Source organism: Marinobacter sp., from assembly GCF_040904845.1.
GTDB lineage: Bacteria > Pseudomonadota > Gammaproteobacteria > Pseudomonadales > Oleiphilaceae > Marinobacter.
Window position 1 is genome coordinate 1 of sequence record NZ_JBBDSR010000081.1, and the last position, 15,594, is coordinate 15,594.

General features: G+C 57.8%; 15 protein-coding genes. 5 read left to right on the forward strand and 10 right to left on the reverse strand.

The window, feature by feature from the left end; translation table 11 throughout:
- The 5 genes from WD429_RS10785 to WD429_RS10805 all read left to right on the forward strand — a co-directional run.
- Positions 1–570, forward strand: a 570-nt coding sequence (locus WD429_RS10785; protein ID WP_368422180.1) for a hypothetical protein, incomplete at its 5' end; no start/stop codon positions are given.
- A 129-nt stretch (positions 571–699) separates the two neighbouring features.
- Positions 700–1,008, forward strand: a complete 309-nt coding sequence (locus tag WD429_RS10790) for a hypothetical protein (protein ID WP_368422181.1) — start codon at positions 700–702, stop codon at positions 1,006–1,008.
- 238 nt (positions 1,009–1,246) lie between these two features.
- A complete protein-coding gene (locus WD429_RS10795; RefSeq protein ID WP_368422182.1) occupies positions 1,247–1,483 on the forward strand; it encodes an addiction module protein in 237 nt (78 codons plus the stop codon).
- A gap of 2 nt (positions 1,484–1,485) precedes the next feature.
- A complete protein-coding gene (locus tag WD429_RS10800; protein ID WP_368422183.1) occupies positions 1,486–1,800 on the forward strand; it encodes a hypothetical protein in 315 nt (104 codons plus the stop codon).
- Entirely contained in the window at positions 1,748–2,335 is a 588-nt protein-coding gene (locus WD429_RS10805; protein WP_368422184.1) for a hypothetical protein, read from the forward strand. Before WD429_RS10800 ends, WD429_RS10805 begins: the two co-directional genes overlap by 53 nt.
- 47 nt (positions 2,336–2,382) lie before the next feature.
- Here WD429_RS10805 and WD429_RS10810 read toward each other — a convergent pair whose 3' ends face one another.
- The 10 genes from WD429_RS10810 to WD429_RS10855 all read right to left on the reverse strand — a co-directional run bounded on the left by WD429_RS10810 (position 2,383) and on the right by WD429_RS10855 (position 15,585).
- Positions 2,383–2,787: a hypothetical protein gene (locus WD429_RS10810; protein ID WP_368422185.1), complete on the reverse strand. Its 405-nt coding sequence runs from the start codon at positions 2,785–2,787 to the stop codon at positions 2,383–2,385.
- Positions 2,788–3,401: 614 nt separating this feature from the next.
- The gene (locus WD429_RS10815) at positions 3,402–6,152 is read right to left on the reverse strand and encodes a CHAT domain-containing protein (RefSeq protein ID WP_368422252.1); all 2,751 of its coding nucleotides are present in this window, start codon (positions 6,150–6,152) and stop codon (positions 3,402–3,404) included.
- Positions 6,153–6,167: 15 nt separating this feature from the next.
- On the reverse strand, positions 6,168–7,019 hold the full coding sequence (locus WD429_RS10820; protein ID WP_368422186.1) for a hypothetical protein: 852 nt from the start codon (positions 7,017–7,019) through the stop codon (positions 6,168–6,170).
- Complete coding sequence (locus WD429_RS10825; RefSeq protein ID WP_368422187.1) at positions 7,006–7,968, reverse strand: hypothetical protein; 963 nt, start codon at positions 7,966–7,968, stop codon at positions 7,006–7,008. The genes WD429_RS10820 and WD429_RS10825 overlap by 14 nt, the downstream gene beginning before the upstream one ends.
- Positions 7,965–9,260: a GTPase-associated system all-helical protein GASH gene (locus WD429_RS10830; protein WP_368422188.1), complete on the reverse strand. Its 1,296-nt coding sequence runs from the start codon at positions 9,258–9,260 to the stop codon at positions 7,965–7,967. The genes WD429_RS10825 and WD429_RS10830 overlap by 4 nt, the downstream gene beginning before the upstream one ends.
- Positions 9,261–9,534: 274 nt before the next feature.
- Positions 9,535–11,223, reverse strand: a complete 1,689-nt coding sequence (locus tag WD429_RS10835; RefSeq protein WP_368422189.1) for an AMP-binding protein — start codon at positions 11,221–11,223, stop codon at positions 9,535–9,537.
- A gap of 69 nt (positions 11,224–11,292) precedes the next feature.
- Positions 11,293–11,871, reverse strand: a complete 579-nt coding sequence (locus tag WD429_RS10840; protein WP_368422190.1) for a peroxidase-related enzyme — start codon at positions 11,869–11,871, stop codon at positions 11,293–11,295.
- Positions 11,868–12,776 (reverse strand): hydroxymethylglutaryl-CoA lyase, encoded by a 909-nt coding sequence (locus WD429_RS10845; protein ID WP_368422191.1) that lies wholly within the window; start codon positions 12,774–12,776, stop codon positions 11,868–11,870. Before WD429_RS10845 ends, WD429_RS10840 begins: the two co-directional genes overlap by 4 nt.
- Positions 12,776–14,779, reverse strand: coding sequence for an acetyl-CoA carboxylase biotin carboxylase subunit (locus WD429_RS10850; protein ID WP_368422192.1), 2,004 nt, complete (start codon positions 14,777–14,779; stop codon positions 12,776–12,778). Before WD429_RS10850 ends, WD429_RS10845 begins: the two co-directional genes overlap by 1 nt.
- Entirely contained in the window at positions 14,779–15,585 is an 807-nt protein-coding gene (locus tag WD429_RS10855; protein ID WP_368422193.1) for an enoyl-CoA hydratase-related protein, read from the reverse strand. Before WD429_RS10855 ends, WD429_RS10850 begins: the two co-directional genes overlap by 1 nt.
- Positions 15,586–15,594 lie beyond the last annotated feature (9 nt).

The window sequence follows — 15,594 nt, forward strand, 5'->3', positions numbered from 1 at the left end:
CGTTGGTTTGGCACGGAAAGGGAGCCCGCCATCTTCCCCAACGCCAAGCTGCTGGTGCACTGGCGGGAATGGGCATCCACCCAGGATCTGAATCCCTACCAGGCGGACTGGTATTGCCCCAACGGCATCGCCGGCATTGCCGACAGCAAAGTGGTCCAGTTTGACGGTTCCATCATGCTGGGCGAGGGCGTAGCGCTGGTGCACACCCCCGGCCATACCGAAGGCAACCACTCCATCGTTGTCCATACCGACGAGGGGCTCTGGGTGACCAGTGAAAACGGAGTGAGCGTGGACGCCTACGCGCCGCACCTGTCCAGCGCCAGCGGCGTGGCTGAGTACGCCAAAGCGCTGGGCGCGGAAGTCATCATCAACGGCAACACCCTGGAAAACTCCATCGACCAATACATCTCCATGGTGCAGGAAAAGACCATTGCTGGTCCTTCGCAAAGGGATTCACGCTTCCCGAACATGTTTCCTTCCTCGGAAATGACGCCTTTCTGGGCCTTTCCTGGGACCACGCCGGCGTTTTATGTGGGTGAAGCGCATCATGGGGAGCTGTACCTGCCGTAAAGGCAGGTACGAACAGCCTGTCCCCTTAAAGCAAGCCATCCACAGATCTTACACAGTTGGCATTGCCAATCGGCTCCCGATGGGCATACTGGCGCAACGATAACTGTTAAATCTCGGGAGACCCGATTAGTGAAACTGAACAACCTGATGCTTTTTCTGGCAGCGGCGACATTGGCCGGCTGCCAGACCTCGTCCCACGTATCGTCAGCCGCCACTAATGGCGGTGGCATCACCTGCAACGAAATCAGTCAGGCTTTTACGGCCTATCAGCAGGATCGCCAGTCTGCTGAGGCCTGGGCTGATTTGAGCCAGTTGATCAGCCCTGCCGCTGGTAACTACGCCAACATGGGCGTTGAAACAGCGGCCAGGTATTACGATCAGATCAAAGCGACCACGGATCTCGCTATGGCAGTCCGCGGGTGCCAGCCAGTGGGGTAAAGCGGGCGAGCCCGAAAGGGCAGCCGCAAACCGCTTACAGCTGGGCGACACAGGCGCTGGTCAGGGCCGGGTACGCCGTGGTCGCCTGGAAAGCCGCCGATGTTCTGGTTTACACACTCGGCTCGGGCGTATCCGGATCGCAATGGTCGGGAGCAGCAGTGTGAGAGGATTCGGAAGTCCACTTGTTAGGGCCTTCGAATCGGGATAGCATAATTTCATTGCTACTCGTGGAGGCACCATGACTACGGAAACGCTTGATCACCTACGCTCCCAGATTTCGACACTCTCCGAGCCGGAACGTGCAGTGCTGGCTCGCGAGCTCATAATGAGCCTGGACGGCCCCCGTGACGACTCTGTCGAGGAAGCCTGGAACGATGAAATCGTTCACCGTGTCTCCAAGGTCAAAAGCGGAAAAGCCACGCTGCTCAGCCGTGAAGAATTCCGATCAAAGATGCGAGCGAGGTTAGGCCAGTAACAGTGCGAACGGTAAGGATACTGGAAGAAGCCTCGCAGGAAGCGATAGAGGCCGCAGCATGGTACGAATATGAGCAGGCTGGACTCGGAGCTGAGTTTTTCGCTGCCGGTGATGCCGCCATCGACGTTATTGAAGAAAACTTCATCCCCTTATCACCTCTCCCCGAAGAAGCTGGCGACACCGGTGCAAAACGCCTTATCCTGGAACGCTTCCATTTCGATATAGTTGCGATTGAGTTGCCGGAAGAAATGATCGTAATCGCCGTTGCCCATCACTCTCGAAAGCCTGGATATTGGCTGGGGCGTGGTAAGGCCTGATGCCTGTCTTTGCCGAGTACCGCTTTACGATGTCATGCTACTGGCTATCACCCAGGGCGTGCTCCCGGAATTCGCGCCCAGGGTACCGGCCATGTCGTTCTTTGCAGACTACGGGTTCGTGCCGGCTCCCTACCTGGTGCCACCAGACCCAACTGGCACCAAGGTCGCGTTCGAGGCCTGGAAAGCCGCCGACGTTCCGGTTTACACACTCGGCTTTCAGGGAACGACACACTTTGATTTCTCCTTGTTGCCGCAATTCCCCGCCACCTCCTGGTGCCCGGATGTGTCCCGGAACGCCTGCTCGGGGGGATGGGGCAGGCCTTCCATCACCCACTATACCGTCGCGTGGTTTGATAGCTGGTTAAAGGTTCCCGGCGAGCCTGGCTACGAGGATGCGGATGAACGGCTGATTGATGATGCGCGAGTCGGTGGGGCGGACAGGATGAGTTTTCATTACCACTCGGCTCGGGCGTATTTGGATCGCAACGGTGGGCGGCAGTATTGTGAGAGAATTCGGGTTGGGTGTGGGGATTAGTTTGTAATGCGGTTTTACTGGATACTTGGCTTTGGTTAACCGATGGCTCAATCTGGAAGGCCAGCGTGCCGATATCTCTCAACCTCGGAAGTGATGATCGGCGGGCAGATCAGAAGCGCGAAACACAGCGCATACAGTCCCCAGGCATCGCCGCCCGAGCTGTATATCTGGTAAATGAGCACGGGTAAAACAAACGTGCAGACAATCACGAGCCACAGCTGCAGAAGGCCATGCGCCTGAAGATACTCACCAAGCCGAACGCCTCTTGGGCCATAGCCTTTCCAATTCCGAAGCCCGGGATTAAGAATAGGCATGAGTGCGAGCAGCACCCCAGTTGCAATGCCAGCAGATAACCGGTGTTCCTGGGGCAACAGGAAAGTTGATGTCGCTACCAGCAAGAAGATTCCGGTGTAGATCCAGTTCTTGAGGATGATCTTCTGGGTGGGTGTCATAAAGGCTTGGCTCCAAGCAAAGTATGCTCCATACGGCTTTTCAGTGAATAGCTTTTTTATCACGATCTTGGCTATGCGTGATGCTGTCTCGGTTGTTATAACGAATTCCAGTACGAACGTAGGATGCCCAGAATCGGTAATGACAGACCGAATGCAATTATCAAAGCCAGCTTGAGCGACCTGTTGAGCAAGGTTGAGTAATTGGGCTTCTCCGTTAAAACCACGCCGGGAAGCTGATTGGTAACCTAAACCTCGATTTCAGCCCCTTCTATGAAATGTTTATCGTCCATGAAGGGGGGCGGGGGTATCCAGTGAAGCGCCCATTTGCCCTCGATTCTGATGTCAAGCTGATTGAGCTGCCTGAGTGAAAGCTCGTTGCGTTTAACCCGGGCATTTACATTCTTTGCTTTTAGCAGAGGCTTGAGGTGTTTCAATCGCGCCAGTGCTACCAATAATGAAATCGCTGATACGACAAGGAAATTGTAGAGGGCGAAATTTGTTGTCGTCTTATAAAATGTAAAGGGAAAAATATCTGCTCCGGTTTTCCTTGTGGTTAATCTCCCATGAGTCTAGGGACCGAAGCTCGCCATAGCTGCCTGTGCAAATTGGCGACTCTAAGGCGAAGCCGTGCCGACCAATGTTGTCGAGCTGGCGTCTACGTTAGGACGGACAAGAAGCTTCGGGATATGATCCTCCTCACTGAGTCCCACCAAACGGAGCTCGTTGATGCCGAGGTCGAATGCTTGCTGCACTGATCGGCCAAACGCCAGTCCTCGGTAGAAAGCGGCAGCGAACATCCTTGCCGCGTCATCGGCTACGGAGTCTGACATTCCCACAACGAAATCTATCTCTTGAACAATCGCTTGCGCCTGGACTTCCGAGTAGCACGCGTTTAGCACGACGACCCGTATATCGCCTTTCAGAACCCGAAAAAGATCAACGAGCGCGTCTTCAGCGACGAGGCGTTCAGCTCCCTGGTCCTGAGCATGCAGGACAATACCTATTGAGCCGCCTCCGTGACCGGAGAAGTGAACCACTACGGGCTCGTCCTCCAGCAATGCCTGCTGTAGGTCTTCCGGACGAACGGCCCATCGCGTGCGAAAAGTGACGAGGTCACGATGTTTGGCATCACGAACCTTTTCCTCAATGGAACGTGCTTCCTCGTCAAGTGCTAGTCGATCCGAACTGAGCGGGTTGGCGGCCAAGAATGTAATTCGCATAGCAGTACTCTTGTTGTGAGTTGCTGGCAGTCTTGCCAAATAGCCTAACTCGGCACCTGACGGCGGCCACCAGAAGCGGTCTGACCAAGACAAAAGGGAGTTCGCGTACCAGGCTACAAGCTTGAGTTCCTGGTTCCAAGATCGCCGAAACGAAGTCGCCGCCGACTTCCACTGTCTCGCTTCCAAAACCTGTGCCATTCGCTGGTGGTCACCGTTCTCCCAGAAAAAGCTAGTGTGCCTTACCCACTCAATAAACAGAGGCTCATCAATCGAGGGGAGCAGCTCCAGAAGGCGTAATGCTAAGACAATCGATGCCCCTTTCGTGCTTTGGCGCACAGAGTCAACGACGAGGCCACGAATAGGCTCCGGCGGTGGTTCGGCTTGTTCGTCGGCTGTGAAACGTGCCCACCAAGTTTCGACTGCACCGGCCAGAACGTTTGCGTTCGTCTGATCTAGCAGCGCTGCAGCATTGTCCTGGTCAAGGGCGATTCCGCCTGCCCTTGAAGGAAGGTTTCTGGCTATCATCGCTGCGGTAATATCACCAGCTAGAACGCCGTCGAACACACGGGAGAGAAATTTTGTGGTGATCAACTCCTCGGGAAAGATTCCTCCCAGAGAAAGGTGCCTATGTAGCAACTCGAATGTGGCTCGCTGATCATCCAAACTCCCGAAGAGCTGTGGTTGCATGCGCGTAACTGCAGCGGCTCGATCAATTAGCGGTGGCCAACCCGTTCTCACTGCGGCGGTCACCACCTCGGAAGCGCCACGATGCAATAGCATTGTCTCGAGACCGACCTCGGGGGTTGCGGTGGTGGCTCTGACGATGCTTACGACATCTGATAGGGGGCGCCTGCCACGGAATATAGTTGCTAGCAAAGTGGGCCAGTTCATTGCGGAGCAAACTTGTTTTACCTCCTCCAGCAATAGACCCTCCGGTACGTCGGGGGCATCGGACGCGAGCCAAAGCTCGGTCGGACCCGAGCCATCGAAATACGGCAGTAGCCACTGGATCGCTTGCGGCCGGAGCTCCAACCACCGCCATACTGCCGAAGCCAATGCTTTTGAGGCTTGGATGACAGCAGAGGCGAGTCCTTCGCTGATCCCTTTTTGCCACCATTCGGAGTGAGATGCGCTGAGATGATGCTGGAGAATCCAGAGGGCGTCTTTATCGTCTGAATGTGCGATTCGGGCCTCGACCCACTGTGCCACAGCTTTTTTCACGGCGTTCCGGTTTGGAAGCAGTTCAAGTCGCGTCAACGATGCTGCACGGATCTCACTCGCATGGCCGTCCGCCAGCTTTAAAAGCCCCGTGCCTACTACTTTTGCATCCTCAGATGGCAGGGAAAGTCCCCCTGGGAACGCCTCTTGAGTTCGAACGACAAGCAGCGCATCAGCAAGTGATCCGCCTCCCGAGTGCAGACCATCAAGTTTCTCTACAAGGCGGTTCAATCGCAGGAGGACCGAGAAATCGCTAGGAAGGCGTTCGGCGTTCTCCTCGAGCAACCGCCGCAGGTGCGGTGATGCTTCGCCGGCGAACCACCTGCCCGCGGGGCTCGAGCACGACTCGGGTATGCTTGTCACATCATTGCCGCGCCATCGTGCTATCAGCGTTGAAGGGAACAGCGCGATCTTCGGCGGTGTCTCGATGTTTAGTGACTCCGCGGCGAACACTGTTCTGAGGGAAAGCTCGCGGCGCGCGGCTGCCCAAAGCCGCGGCCAAAGGGTAGAAAGAAGGCCCGGAGCAATGGAAAGGTCCGGGATAGCAACGGGCCTCTCGGTTGTCGCTAACCGCTCAACAACCGTCCCCGCGAACTCCCCGCCGGCGGATTCTTCGTTATGCCCAATGGCACCCAGGACAGAAGTGAGATCGGAGAGATTCCCGCATTCCGTCAGCGGAATCAATGCCACATGTGCACGAACCATGTTTTTCCTAGGTGCCGCCAGGTCTTCCTCCCCTCGCCAGATAGCCCACCATTCCCCGACCGGTTGGCACCCCCAGTATGGCGACCAGGACACCGATGAATCGACGTGGCCCGCGGGGCGGTCCACTAAGAAGCGGAGCTCTTCCAACGCTGAGGTCGCCGGCAAGGTCGATTCGAGGAGCTGGTGACTCCCGTCCTTGTTTCCAAAGATAGCCTTATGCATGCCGATCAACAATATTCACACTCCGAGAAGCCAAGCAACCGAGGACGTTAGATCTTGATCTTGGGTCACTTCGTTCGCGCGAAGAACGTACCCGAAGTTTTCTGGTCCTTGAGTGCGAAAGTCTTCATCTGGCTTTTGATTGCGCAGTGGTCTGCCGAGCGAAGAAAGCCCCCACACTGACCAGGCTTGGTCCCGCCAAGTGCTCCGGATGAATGCGTTAAGAAGCGGTAGTCGGTCAGCTAGCAGCTGCTCCGGAGTGCTCACGTCCCCGTTAAGCTCGTCCCAGCATGAAAATACGACCGCCAAACGGGGCACTTCGGCGGGCTCATACGTGGACTGACCCGCTGCGAAGAGGAACATTTGTAGCAGCTCTACGTATCGAGCGCGGTCATCCCAACCTGCTCCGTTGACAATTGCGGTCGGTGAGTCCGAGTGCTGCGGTTCGATGTTGGTTGGCCGTACTAACAGGTCTTCGTAGAGTTTGAGTGACGAAGGACGTATCAAAAGCAGCCATCCGGAGGCACTACGAACAGGTCCGCGCCACTCATCAGGCATTGTTCGGTGATCAACGATTGCAAATAGTCGTTCTCCAGCGTACTCCGGCCACTCGAGAACGACAGCGGTGCCATCATCGCTCTCGAGCTCACACCGAATTCCTGTCCATGTTTCACCAGGAGTGTGTCCGGCGGCTTGTCCCTCCTCCAGGCAGGCAAGGACCTCTTCGAGCTTTGATAGGTCGTCGACCCCACCGGGCCGGACCCGCAATCGGCCGTTACGGTTGTGTCGCATCCTCCCAAGGAGCTGGCCGGCGTAATGGGTCTTCCCGGTGCCCGAGCCGCCAAGCACAAGTACGTTAGCGTTTTTCATAAGACCTCCGCAATGCTAGAAATGGCTCCTGGGAAAGTCGTGGTTCCGGTTCAATCTGCATCGGGGATTTGGCAATGGCAGCTTCAACCGCCCACTCGAAACACGCTTCAATTGTGGCAGGATCCTTGACGGTGGTCCGCATAGTCTGCGCAGCAGGCATGAACTCGCCAGATGCCGTCTCAATCGCCTTGGTTACTGTACCCGCCGTCGAGACGTCATCCTTGGTCCAAACTACTGCGGTTCGGCAGGACGTTTTGGCACCGACTTGTTCCATTAGATCTCGCGTCGCCCGCCGCGAGGCTGGCAACTTTTTGCCGTCCGAGAGCGCTCCGGTGTCAACTAAGAGCAAGAGAGCGTCGGCTCTTTCAATAACCCACCTCGCTCCCTCTGAGGCGGAGGAGTCCGGCGTGCGCGACCACTGGCTGAACCATTCGCCAGGAGCATCCGTCAGCAACACGTCGCGAAGTCGGCCCGTCGCCTGACTTCGCAACGCGAGATGGAGAATTCCAGGATGGCGACCTGAGCTGGAAGTATGTGGCGGGAATGATGGCGATGGTTCGCTCGTCCATCGGCTGTAATGCACGACAGATTCCCAACCACCCAACGTCCATGAGCCGGCAAAGGTCCAATTAGCAATTGTTCCATGCTCGAGTAGCCACATGTAGAGGTATGCCAGCAGTGAGGTTTTGCCCGAGTCAGGTGGACCTATTAATCCGACAACAGCAGGGCGGCCCCTTCCGCCGAGGATGGCAAGATCGCCCGTTCCCAAGGCGTATCCATTCCACGGGATGTCGCTGGTCGATTCGGGTGGTTCGCTTCGTGACGACCTCTGTTCCTGTGTCGCCGACGGCGACTCCCCGCTCCAGTGCTCGCACTCGGCACGGTTCGTGTGGCCGAGCGCGCATGTCGTATCGGGGAAACAGCTGCCGTGGGAACACTCGAACGTCATGCCGCGCCCGCCGCAATGCGTTGAGCCTGAAGTTCACGGAACAACCACATTGCAAGTTCGGAAGCATCCAACATCAACTCTGGATCCACGCCAACTCTGGACCTGAGGTCGTCCTCGGAGATACTTTCCCCGCTTGAAGCCTCGGTTACTATCTGAAGTAGAGGAACGCGACCCGCGTTAGTATCACCTGTTGGAACAGCCTCTTTGAGCCCAACTGGTCGCGACTCCCTAAGATTCCCGAGATGGTTTAGTAAAGTTAGGGATTCATTTTGAGTGCAGGCCGCCATTGTCTCTCCCAATACGTGGGCGACGCTTGTAGGCGCTAGGGCGGGAACCATCGCGGTCAGGTCTACAGCAGCAGAAATGGCGGCGGTCGCTGCCGGAAGCGCCGAGTATGCGGCATTCTGGGATGAGGAGTAGCGCGCCTGTGACCACCAGAGAACATCAAGGCGCATGCGGCCAGCTATCTCGGCCTCCGCCAGCTTAGACTGAAGCGATTCAACCTGCCCTAATTGTTTTTGTAAGTGTTGCTCGATTGCCGTTATGTGCGTCGCAATTTCTGCAGCAATTGACTTAGCAAGTCGAGAGGTGCCTAAGTTGACCGCTTTGACGAGCGCCTCCGTCATTCGAGGTGTGAACTGGTACGACCATGGCTGCCCTTGGTTTGGCCACTGAGGGTTCGGGTCATCTAAACCCTGACCCTCTTGGTTCTGTGGACCAACAGCTCGAGCGACGTCCTGCTTTAATTCTTCGGTCTTAATGGACCCGCTTAGCTTTGGAGCTTCCGGGGCAGACCCCGTACTCTTTCTGCTTCTCCTCTTCGTCGGTGCCAACTCGAGCATTCCGGCTCTCCGCAGCGCTTCAATTTCGGCGGTTGAGAATACCTTTTTAAAGCACTGCGTGAGTAGGTCCGCCGCCTTCCCAAGGCTCGTCTGGTCGTGACTCAGCCTAGACGCAGCGGTGTTCCAGACTATCGCGCTTCGCTCCGGGTTTTCGTTGGTCGCCGTGACTAACGCCGAGACGGTGATTGATCGAAGCAGCTCACGCGGGCGGTTGACGTGCGTGTTACGAAGCGTATTCCATTCTTCTATGACGAGACTCTCGACCCTCTCGAAGAATGGATCGTCTTCACCGACGTTCTCGTCTAGTGCAATCAGGGCCGCCGTAATCAACAGCGACGGCGATTCCTCAATCTGCTTTGATAGTCTCCCCGCTGCCGACTCCATCTTTGCGAACCGGGAGTCTTCCGATCCGATGTCTACAAGTCCGCAATTAAGTAAGTCTTGAAGCATGTTCATCCCCGAACAACAGTTAGCTGGCGGCCAAACCGGCCACATAAATTTGACCGTTTCATTATCACCCTTTCGTTTGTAAGCGAATTAAAAAATAGCTGACGAATCAGAGTCCTGCAAAGTCAATCGCTGCAATTTCTATAGTGCAATCGAGTAATAACGGAATATGCTTTACGATTCCACATACTGCAGGAGAGTATACGCCGCGTTCACAAAGCACAAACCCCGACACAAGGCCGGGGTCTAAAGGGTATGAATAGAGCAGTGGAGAGGCCTACTTCTTCAACCCCATCTCCTCAATAGAAATCTCCCGCATCTTGAACTTCTGAATCTTCCCGGTCACCGTCATCGGGAACTCATCCACGAACTTGTAGTTCCTGGGGATCTTGAAGTGGGCGATCTTTCCCTTGCAGAATTCCCGCAGCTCGTCGCCGGTGACCGGGTTCGCATCCGGGTTCAGTTTCACCCAGGCAATCAGCTCTTCGCCGTATTTGTCATCGGGGATGCCGGTAACCTGCACTTCCTCAATCGCGGGGTGGGCGTAGAGGAATTCTTCGATTTCTTTCGGGTAGATGTTCTCGCCACCGCGGATGACCATGTCTTTGATGCGGCCGACGATCTGGATGTAGCCGTCTTCGTCCATGGTGGCCAGGTCGCCGGTGTGCATCCAGCTGGCGTCGTCGATGGCCTCACTGGTTTTCTCGTCGTTGTTCCAGTACTTCAGCATCACGCTGTAGCCACGGGTGCAGAGTTCGCCGATTTCGCCACGGGGCACGACGTTGCCGGTGCCGGGGTCGACGATTTTGGTTTCCAGGTGGGGCTGGGTGCGGCCCACGGTGGTGACTTGTTTCTCGAATGGGTCGAGGGAGCTGGTCTGGGTGGAGACCGGGCTGGTTTCGGTCATGCCGTAGGCGATCTGAACTTCTTTCATGTTCATCTTGCCGTTGACCTTTTTCATCACTTCCGCCGGGCAGATGGAGCCGGCCATGATGCCGGTGCGCAGGCTGGAGAGGTCGTAGCTCTCGAAGTCCGCCTCAGCCAGTTCGGCGATGAACATGGTGGGTACGCCGTACAGGGCGGTGGCTTTTTCCTGGTGAACGGCCTGCAGTACGGCTTTGGGCTCGAAGCCTTCACCCGGGTAGATCATGGTGGAGCCGTGGGTGATGCAGCCCAGATTGCCCATGACCATGCCGAAGCAGTGGTACAGGGGCACGGGGATCACCAGGCGGTCTTTTTCGGTGAGTAGCTGGCTTTCCGCCACAAAGTATCCGTTGTTGAGGATGTTGTGGTGGGTGAGGGTAGCGCCCTTGGGATTGCCGGTGGTGCCGGAGGTGAACTGGATGTTGATGGGGTCGTCGAACTGGAGCTGGCTTTGTACTTTGCTCAGCTCTTCTTGGCTGACGTCGCCGGCGAAGCCGATGAATTCGGCCCAGGTCCACATGCCGTCGTGCTTGTCTTTGTCCAGGTTCACGACTGCGCGCAGTTCGGGCACCTTTTGGGCTTTGAGTTTGCCCGGGGTGCTGGCTTTCAGTTCCGGGGCCAGGTCATAGATCATCTTGCGGTAGTCGGAGGCCTTGAAGCTGTCTGCGCTCACCAGCACGGAGAGGCCCGACAGGTTCAGGGCGTAATCGAGTTCGTGCACGCCGTAGGCCGGGTTGATGTTGACCAGGATGGCACCCACTTTGGCGGTGGCGAACTGGGTGACGGTCCACTCGTAGCGGTTGGGGGACCAGATGCCCACGCGGTCGCCGCGCTTGACGCCGATGGCTATGAAGGCGCGGGCGGCTTCGTTGACCTTTTCAACGAATTCCTTGTAGGTCCAGCGAATGTCCTGGTGCAGGGCGACCAGGGCTTCGATGTTGGGGTATTTCTCGGCGGTGCGGTCGAGCATTTCGCCGATGGTCATGCCCAGGAGTGGCGTCTCTGAGGTGCCACTGGTGTAGCTCGGGAGAGTGTTGCTCATTATCTCTGCCTCCGTTGTTTTTGTATTTAGTAACGTTGTTGCCGTCGAGGGCGAGCAGGTTTGAATCTGCTAGCGGCTCTGGCTGTGATATTCGGGGTTTGGTTGCATGTCGCTGGCGATGGCCACGCGGTTGGACATGTTGTAGAAGCCAATCAGGTTGCTCAGGTCCCAGATGGCGCGGTCGCTGAGGCCGGCGTTCCGCAGGGCCTGGGTGTGTTCTTCGGTGACTTGCGCCGGTGTGCGGGTGAGCAGGGAGGCGAAATCGAGCATGGCCCGCTGGCGTTGGTCGAGTTTGGCGCTGCGGTAGTTCATCACCATGTGTTCACCCAGGGTTGGGTCGCCGCTCAGTACTCGCACGGCGGCACCGTGGGCCACCAGGCAGTAGTAGCATTTGTTCTCGGAGGAGACGACCACGGCGACCATTTCCCGCTCGAGTTTGCTGAGTTCGCCTTCGCCTAACATGAGTTCGTTGTAGAGGCGGGTGAAGCCTTCGAGCTGTTTTAGGTTCTGGCTGTAGGCGGTCAGTACATTGGGGATCATGCCGAGTTTTTCCTGGCAGATCTGGAAGTACTTCTGGGTGTCTTCCGGCATGTCCCGGATCTCGGGAATGGGGAGGTCCAGGGCGACGACGTTTTTGTTCTGGTTCATGCGCACTGTCCTCCCAGGGCCTGGCCGACTTTGGAACCGTTTTTCCGTTTGAGCTGGTAGCTGATCCACTCGCCGGTGGCGACCAGTTTGTTCAGATCGACGCCGGTGTCGATGCCCAGTCCGTTCAGGAGGTATAGCACGTCTTCGGTGGCGACGTTGCCGGAGGCTCCCTTGGCGTAGGGGCAGCCTCCGAGGCCGGCGACGGATGAGTCGATCACGGCCACGCCTTCTTCCAACACCGCATAGAGGTTGGCCAGGGCCTGGCCGTAGGTGTCGTGGAAGTGCGCTGCTAAGAGCTCGACAGGCACTTCGGCCGTCACCGCTTCCAGCATGCGTTTGGCTTTCAACGGGGTGCCTACGCCGATGGTGTCGCCCAGGGAGATTTCGTAGCAGCCCATGTCGTAGAGGGCTTTGGCGACTTTGGCAACTTGTTCGGGGGCGATGTCGCCTTCGTAGGGGCAGCCGAGGACGGTGGAGACGTAGCCGCGTACCGGGATGCCGGCTTTATTGGCGGCTTCCATCACCGGGGCAAAGCGGTCGAGGCTTTCGGCGATGGAGCAGTTGATGTTTTTCTGGCTGAAGGATTCGGAGGCGGCACCGAACACCGCCACTTCGTCTGCCCCGGCTGCCAGGGCGTTTTCGAAGCCCTTGAGGTTGGGGGTGAGTACGGAGTAGCGCACGCCCGGCTTTCGTTTGATGCCGGCCATGACTTCGGTGGCGTCGCCCATCTGTGGCACCCATTTCGGCGACACAAAGCTGGCGGATTCGATGTGGGTGAGGCCGCAGTCGGCCAGCCGGTCGATCAGGCCGGTTTTGATGCGGGTTTTGATGACCGGGCCGGGCTCGTTTTGCAGGCCGTCCCGGGGGCTCATTTCAACCAGTCGCACTTTTTGGGGAAAGGCCATTAGCCTGCCTCCTCTTCCGCGTCTGCGGTCACTTCAATGGCAATCAGCTCGGCACCTTCGGACACCTGGTCGCCTTCGGCGAAGTAGATGTCGGTCACTACGCCGTCGGCCGGGGCTTTGATGGCGTGTTCCATTTTCATGGCCTCCATGATCACCAGGCTTTGGCCAGCTTTGACCATGTCGCCGACTTTGGTTTGCACGGCTACGATGGCACCGTTCATGGGGGCGGCAAGGCTGCCTTCGCCGGCCATTTCTTCAAAGCCGTAGCTTTCCTTGTAGATGGTGCAGTTGAAGGTGTCGCCTTCGTAGAAGAGCACCAGCTGGTCGTTGTGCAGGTTGCCGTGGATGCTGATGCGGTGGCCGTTGATGACGGCTTGCAGGTAGTCGTCGTCCAGCTTGGCTGTGAGGCAGTACACACTGCCGCCGACGAATACCTGATAGCGATCATCACGCTCCAGTACCTTCAACTCATGAATTTCCTCACCCACCTGCAGTTGCAGGGGCTGGGCGTATTCGGAGTTCATGCGCCAGCTGTTCTGGCGACCAAACGGCGACCAGGGGTCGGTGCTGATGACTTCCCGGGATTTGCGCTGCTCGAGCACGAAGCCGGCGGCCAGTACCAGGGCTTTGTGGGTGTCCAGGCGGGATTTCGGGAACAGCAGGGCGCGGTGGTCTTCGATAAAGCCGGTGGTCAGGTCTGCTTCGCGGAACGGCTGGGCGTCGGCCAGGGCGTGGAGGAAGCGGATGTTGGTTTTCACGCCAGCGATGCGGTAGTGCTCCAGCGCCTGAACCATGCGGTTGATGGCCTGGTCGCGGGTTTCGTCCCATACGATGAGTTTGGCGATCATCGGGTCGTAGTGAATGCTGATGTCGTCGCCTTCGGTAACGCCGGTATCCACTCGCACATGCGCGCTCTCATCAGGCGTGCTCAGGTAACGCAGGTTGCCGGTGGCGGGCAGGAAGTCCTGGTCCGGGTCTTCGGCGTAGATGCGAGCTTCTAGGGCGTGGCCCCGGGTTTTCACCTGGGATTGCTCCAGTGGCAGCGGGTCGCCCCAGGCGACTTTCAACTGCCATTCCACCAGATCCTGGCCGGTGACCATTTCGGTGACCGGGTGTTCCACTTGCAGACGGGTGTTCATCTCCATGAAGAAGAAGGAGCCGTCCACGTCGTAGAGGAATTCTACGGTGCCGGCACCCACGTAATTGATGGCCTGGGCGGCTTTGACGGCGGCTTCGCCCATGGCTTTGCGGGTGTCGTCGCTCAGGCCCGGGGCGGGAGCTTCTTCCAGCACTTTCTGGTGACGGCGCTGCACGGAGCAGTCGCGCTCGGCCAGGTACACGCCCTTGCCGCTCTTGTCGCAGAACACCTGGATTTCCACGTGGCGTGGCTGGGTCAGGTAGCGTTCGATGAGCATGTCCGGGTTGCCGAAGGCGTTCTTGGATTCCCGCTTGGCGGCGGCCAGGGCGTCGTCGAACTCTTCCATGCGTTCCACCACGCGCATGCCTTTACCGCCACCACCGGCGACGGCTTTGAGCAGCAGCGGGAAGCCGCATTTCTCGGCTTCTTTGCGCAGGGTGTCCGGGGACTGGTCGTCGCCGTGGTAGCCCGGCACCAGGGGTACACCGGCTTTTTCCATGATCGCCTTGGCGGCGGACTTGGAACCCATGGCCGCAATGGCGGAAGAGGGCGGGCCGATGAAGACAATGTCGTTGGCTTCGCAGGCTTCGGCGAATTGCGTGTTTTCGGAGAGGAAGCCGTAGCCCGGGTGAACCGCCTGGGCACCACTCTCTTTGGCAACCTCGATGATCTTGTCGGCCTTCAGGTAGCTCTCGGAGCTGGCGGCCGGGCCGATGTTGAACGCTTCGTCGGCCATGGCGACGTGCCGTGCTTCGGCGTCGGCATCGGAGTAGACGGCGACCACGCGAATGCCCATGCGGTGGGCGGTCTGGATGATCCGGCAGGCGATTTCGCCCCGATTGGCAATCAGGATTTTGCTAAACATTAGTCTTCCTCTGGAATCCAGTTGGCCTTGCGCTTGTTCAGGAAGGCGCTGAGCCCTTCCTGACCCTCGGCACCCACCCGGATGTCCGCGATGCGTTGTGCGGTGTCGTCGATGACGTCTTTGCCGATAAATTTGTGGCTAACGGCGAACACCAGGTCTTTGGCGGCTTTCATGGCTTCGGGACCGTTCAAGGCAAGCTGCAATAGCAGCTCGTCGCAGCGGCGCTCCATGGCGGCCACGTCGTCACAGACTTCGTGCACCAGGCCAAAGTGTTCGGCTTGCCGTGCGGTGAACACCTCGGCGGTGATGAAGTAGCGGCGGGCCTGACGTTCGCCGATGGCGCGCACAACATAAGGGCTGATGACGGCAGGGATCAGACCCAGTTTGACTTCGCTCAGGCAGAAGCTGGCTTTCTCGGTGGCCAATACGATGTCGCAACAGGCGGCCAGGCCGACGGCACCCCCAAACGCAGCCCCCTGTACCAGGCCGATGACTGGCTTGGACAGGTGATTGAGCACGTTCATCAGCCGCGCCAGTTCCCGCGAGTCGTCCAGGTTTTCCTGGCGGCTGTTGTCGGCCATGCGGCGCATCCAGCCGAGGTCTGCCCCGGCGGAGAAGTGTTTGCCTTCGGAGCGCAGGATGACAACGTGGGTGTTGTCGTCTGCGTCCACGTCTTCCAGCGCCTTGATCAGTTGCTGGATGATGACGTCATCGAAGGCATTGCGTTTGTCCGGGCGGTTCAGCACCACTTCGCTGACGCCATCCGGACGACGTTTGAGCAGAACTGCATTTTCCTGTTCGGTCATGGCGTTCTC

What these genes read in the sequence shown, in the direction of transcription:
- WD429_RS10850 (WP_368422192.1), bottom strand. Translation starts at nt 14,779, where the DNA reads ATGTTTAGCAAAATCCTGATTGCCAATCGGGGCGAAATCGCCTGCCGG.
- WD429_RS10840 (WP_368422190.1), bottom strand. Translation starts at nt 11,871, where the DNA reads ATGAACCAGAACAAAAACGTCGTCGCCCTGGACCTCCCCATTCCCGAG.
- WD429_RS10855 (WP_368422193.1), bottom strand. Translation starts at nt 15,585, where the DNA reads ATGACCGAACAGGAAAATGCAGTTCTGCTCAAACGTCGTCCGGATGGC.
- WD429_RS10825 (WP_368422187.1), bottom strand. Translation starts at nt 7,968, where the DNA reads ATGACGTTCGAGTGTTCCCACGGCAGCTGTTTCCCCGATACGACATGC.
- WD429_RS10830 (WP_368422188.1), bottom strand. Translation starts at nt 9,260, where the DNA reads ATGCTTCAAGACTTACTTAATTGCGGACTTGTAGACATCGGATCGGAA.
- WD429_RS10815 (WP_368422252.1), bottom strand. Translation starts at nt 6,152, where the DNA reads ATGCATAAGGCTATCTTTGGAAACAAGGACGGGAGTCACCAGCTCCTC.
- WD429_RS10845 (WP_368422191.1), bottom strand. Translation starts at nt 12,776, where the DNA reads ATGGCCTTTCCCCAAAAAGTGCGACTGGTTGAAATGAGCCCCCGGGAC.
- WD429_RS10810 (WP_368422185.1), bottom strand. Translation starts at nt 2,787, where the DNA reads ATGACACCCACCCAGAAGATCATCCTCAAGAACTGGATCTACACCGGA.
- WD429_RS10820 (WP_368422186.1), bottom strand. Translation starts at nt 7,019, where the DNA reads ATGAAAAACGCTAACGTACTTGTGCTTGGCGGCTCGGGCACCGGGAAG.
- WD429_RS10795 (WP_368422182.1), top strand. Translation starts at nt 1,247, where the DNA reads ATGACTACGGAAACGCTTGATCACCTACGCTCCCAGATTTCGACACTC.
- WD429_RS10835 (WP_368422189.1), bottom strand. Translation starts at nt 11,223, where the DNA reads ATGAGCAACACTCTCCCGAGCTACACCAGTGGCACCTCAGAGACGCCA.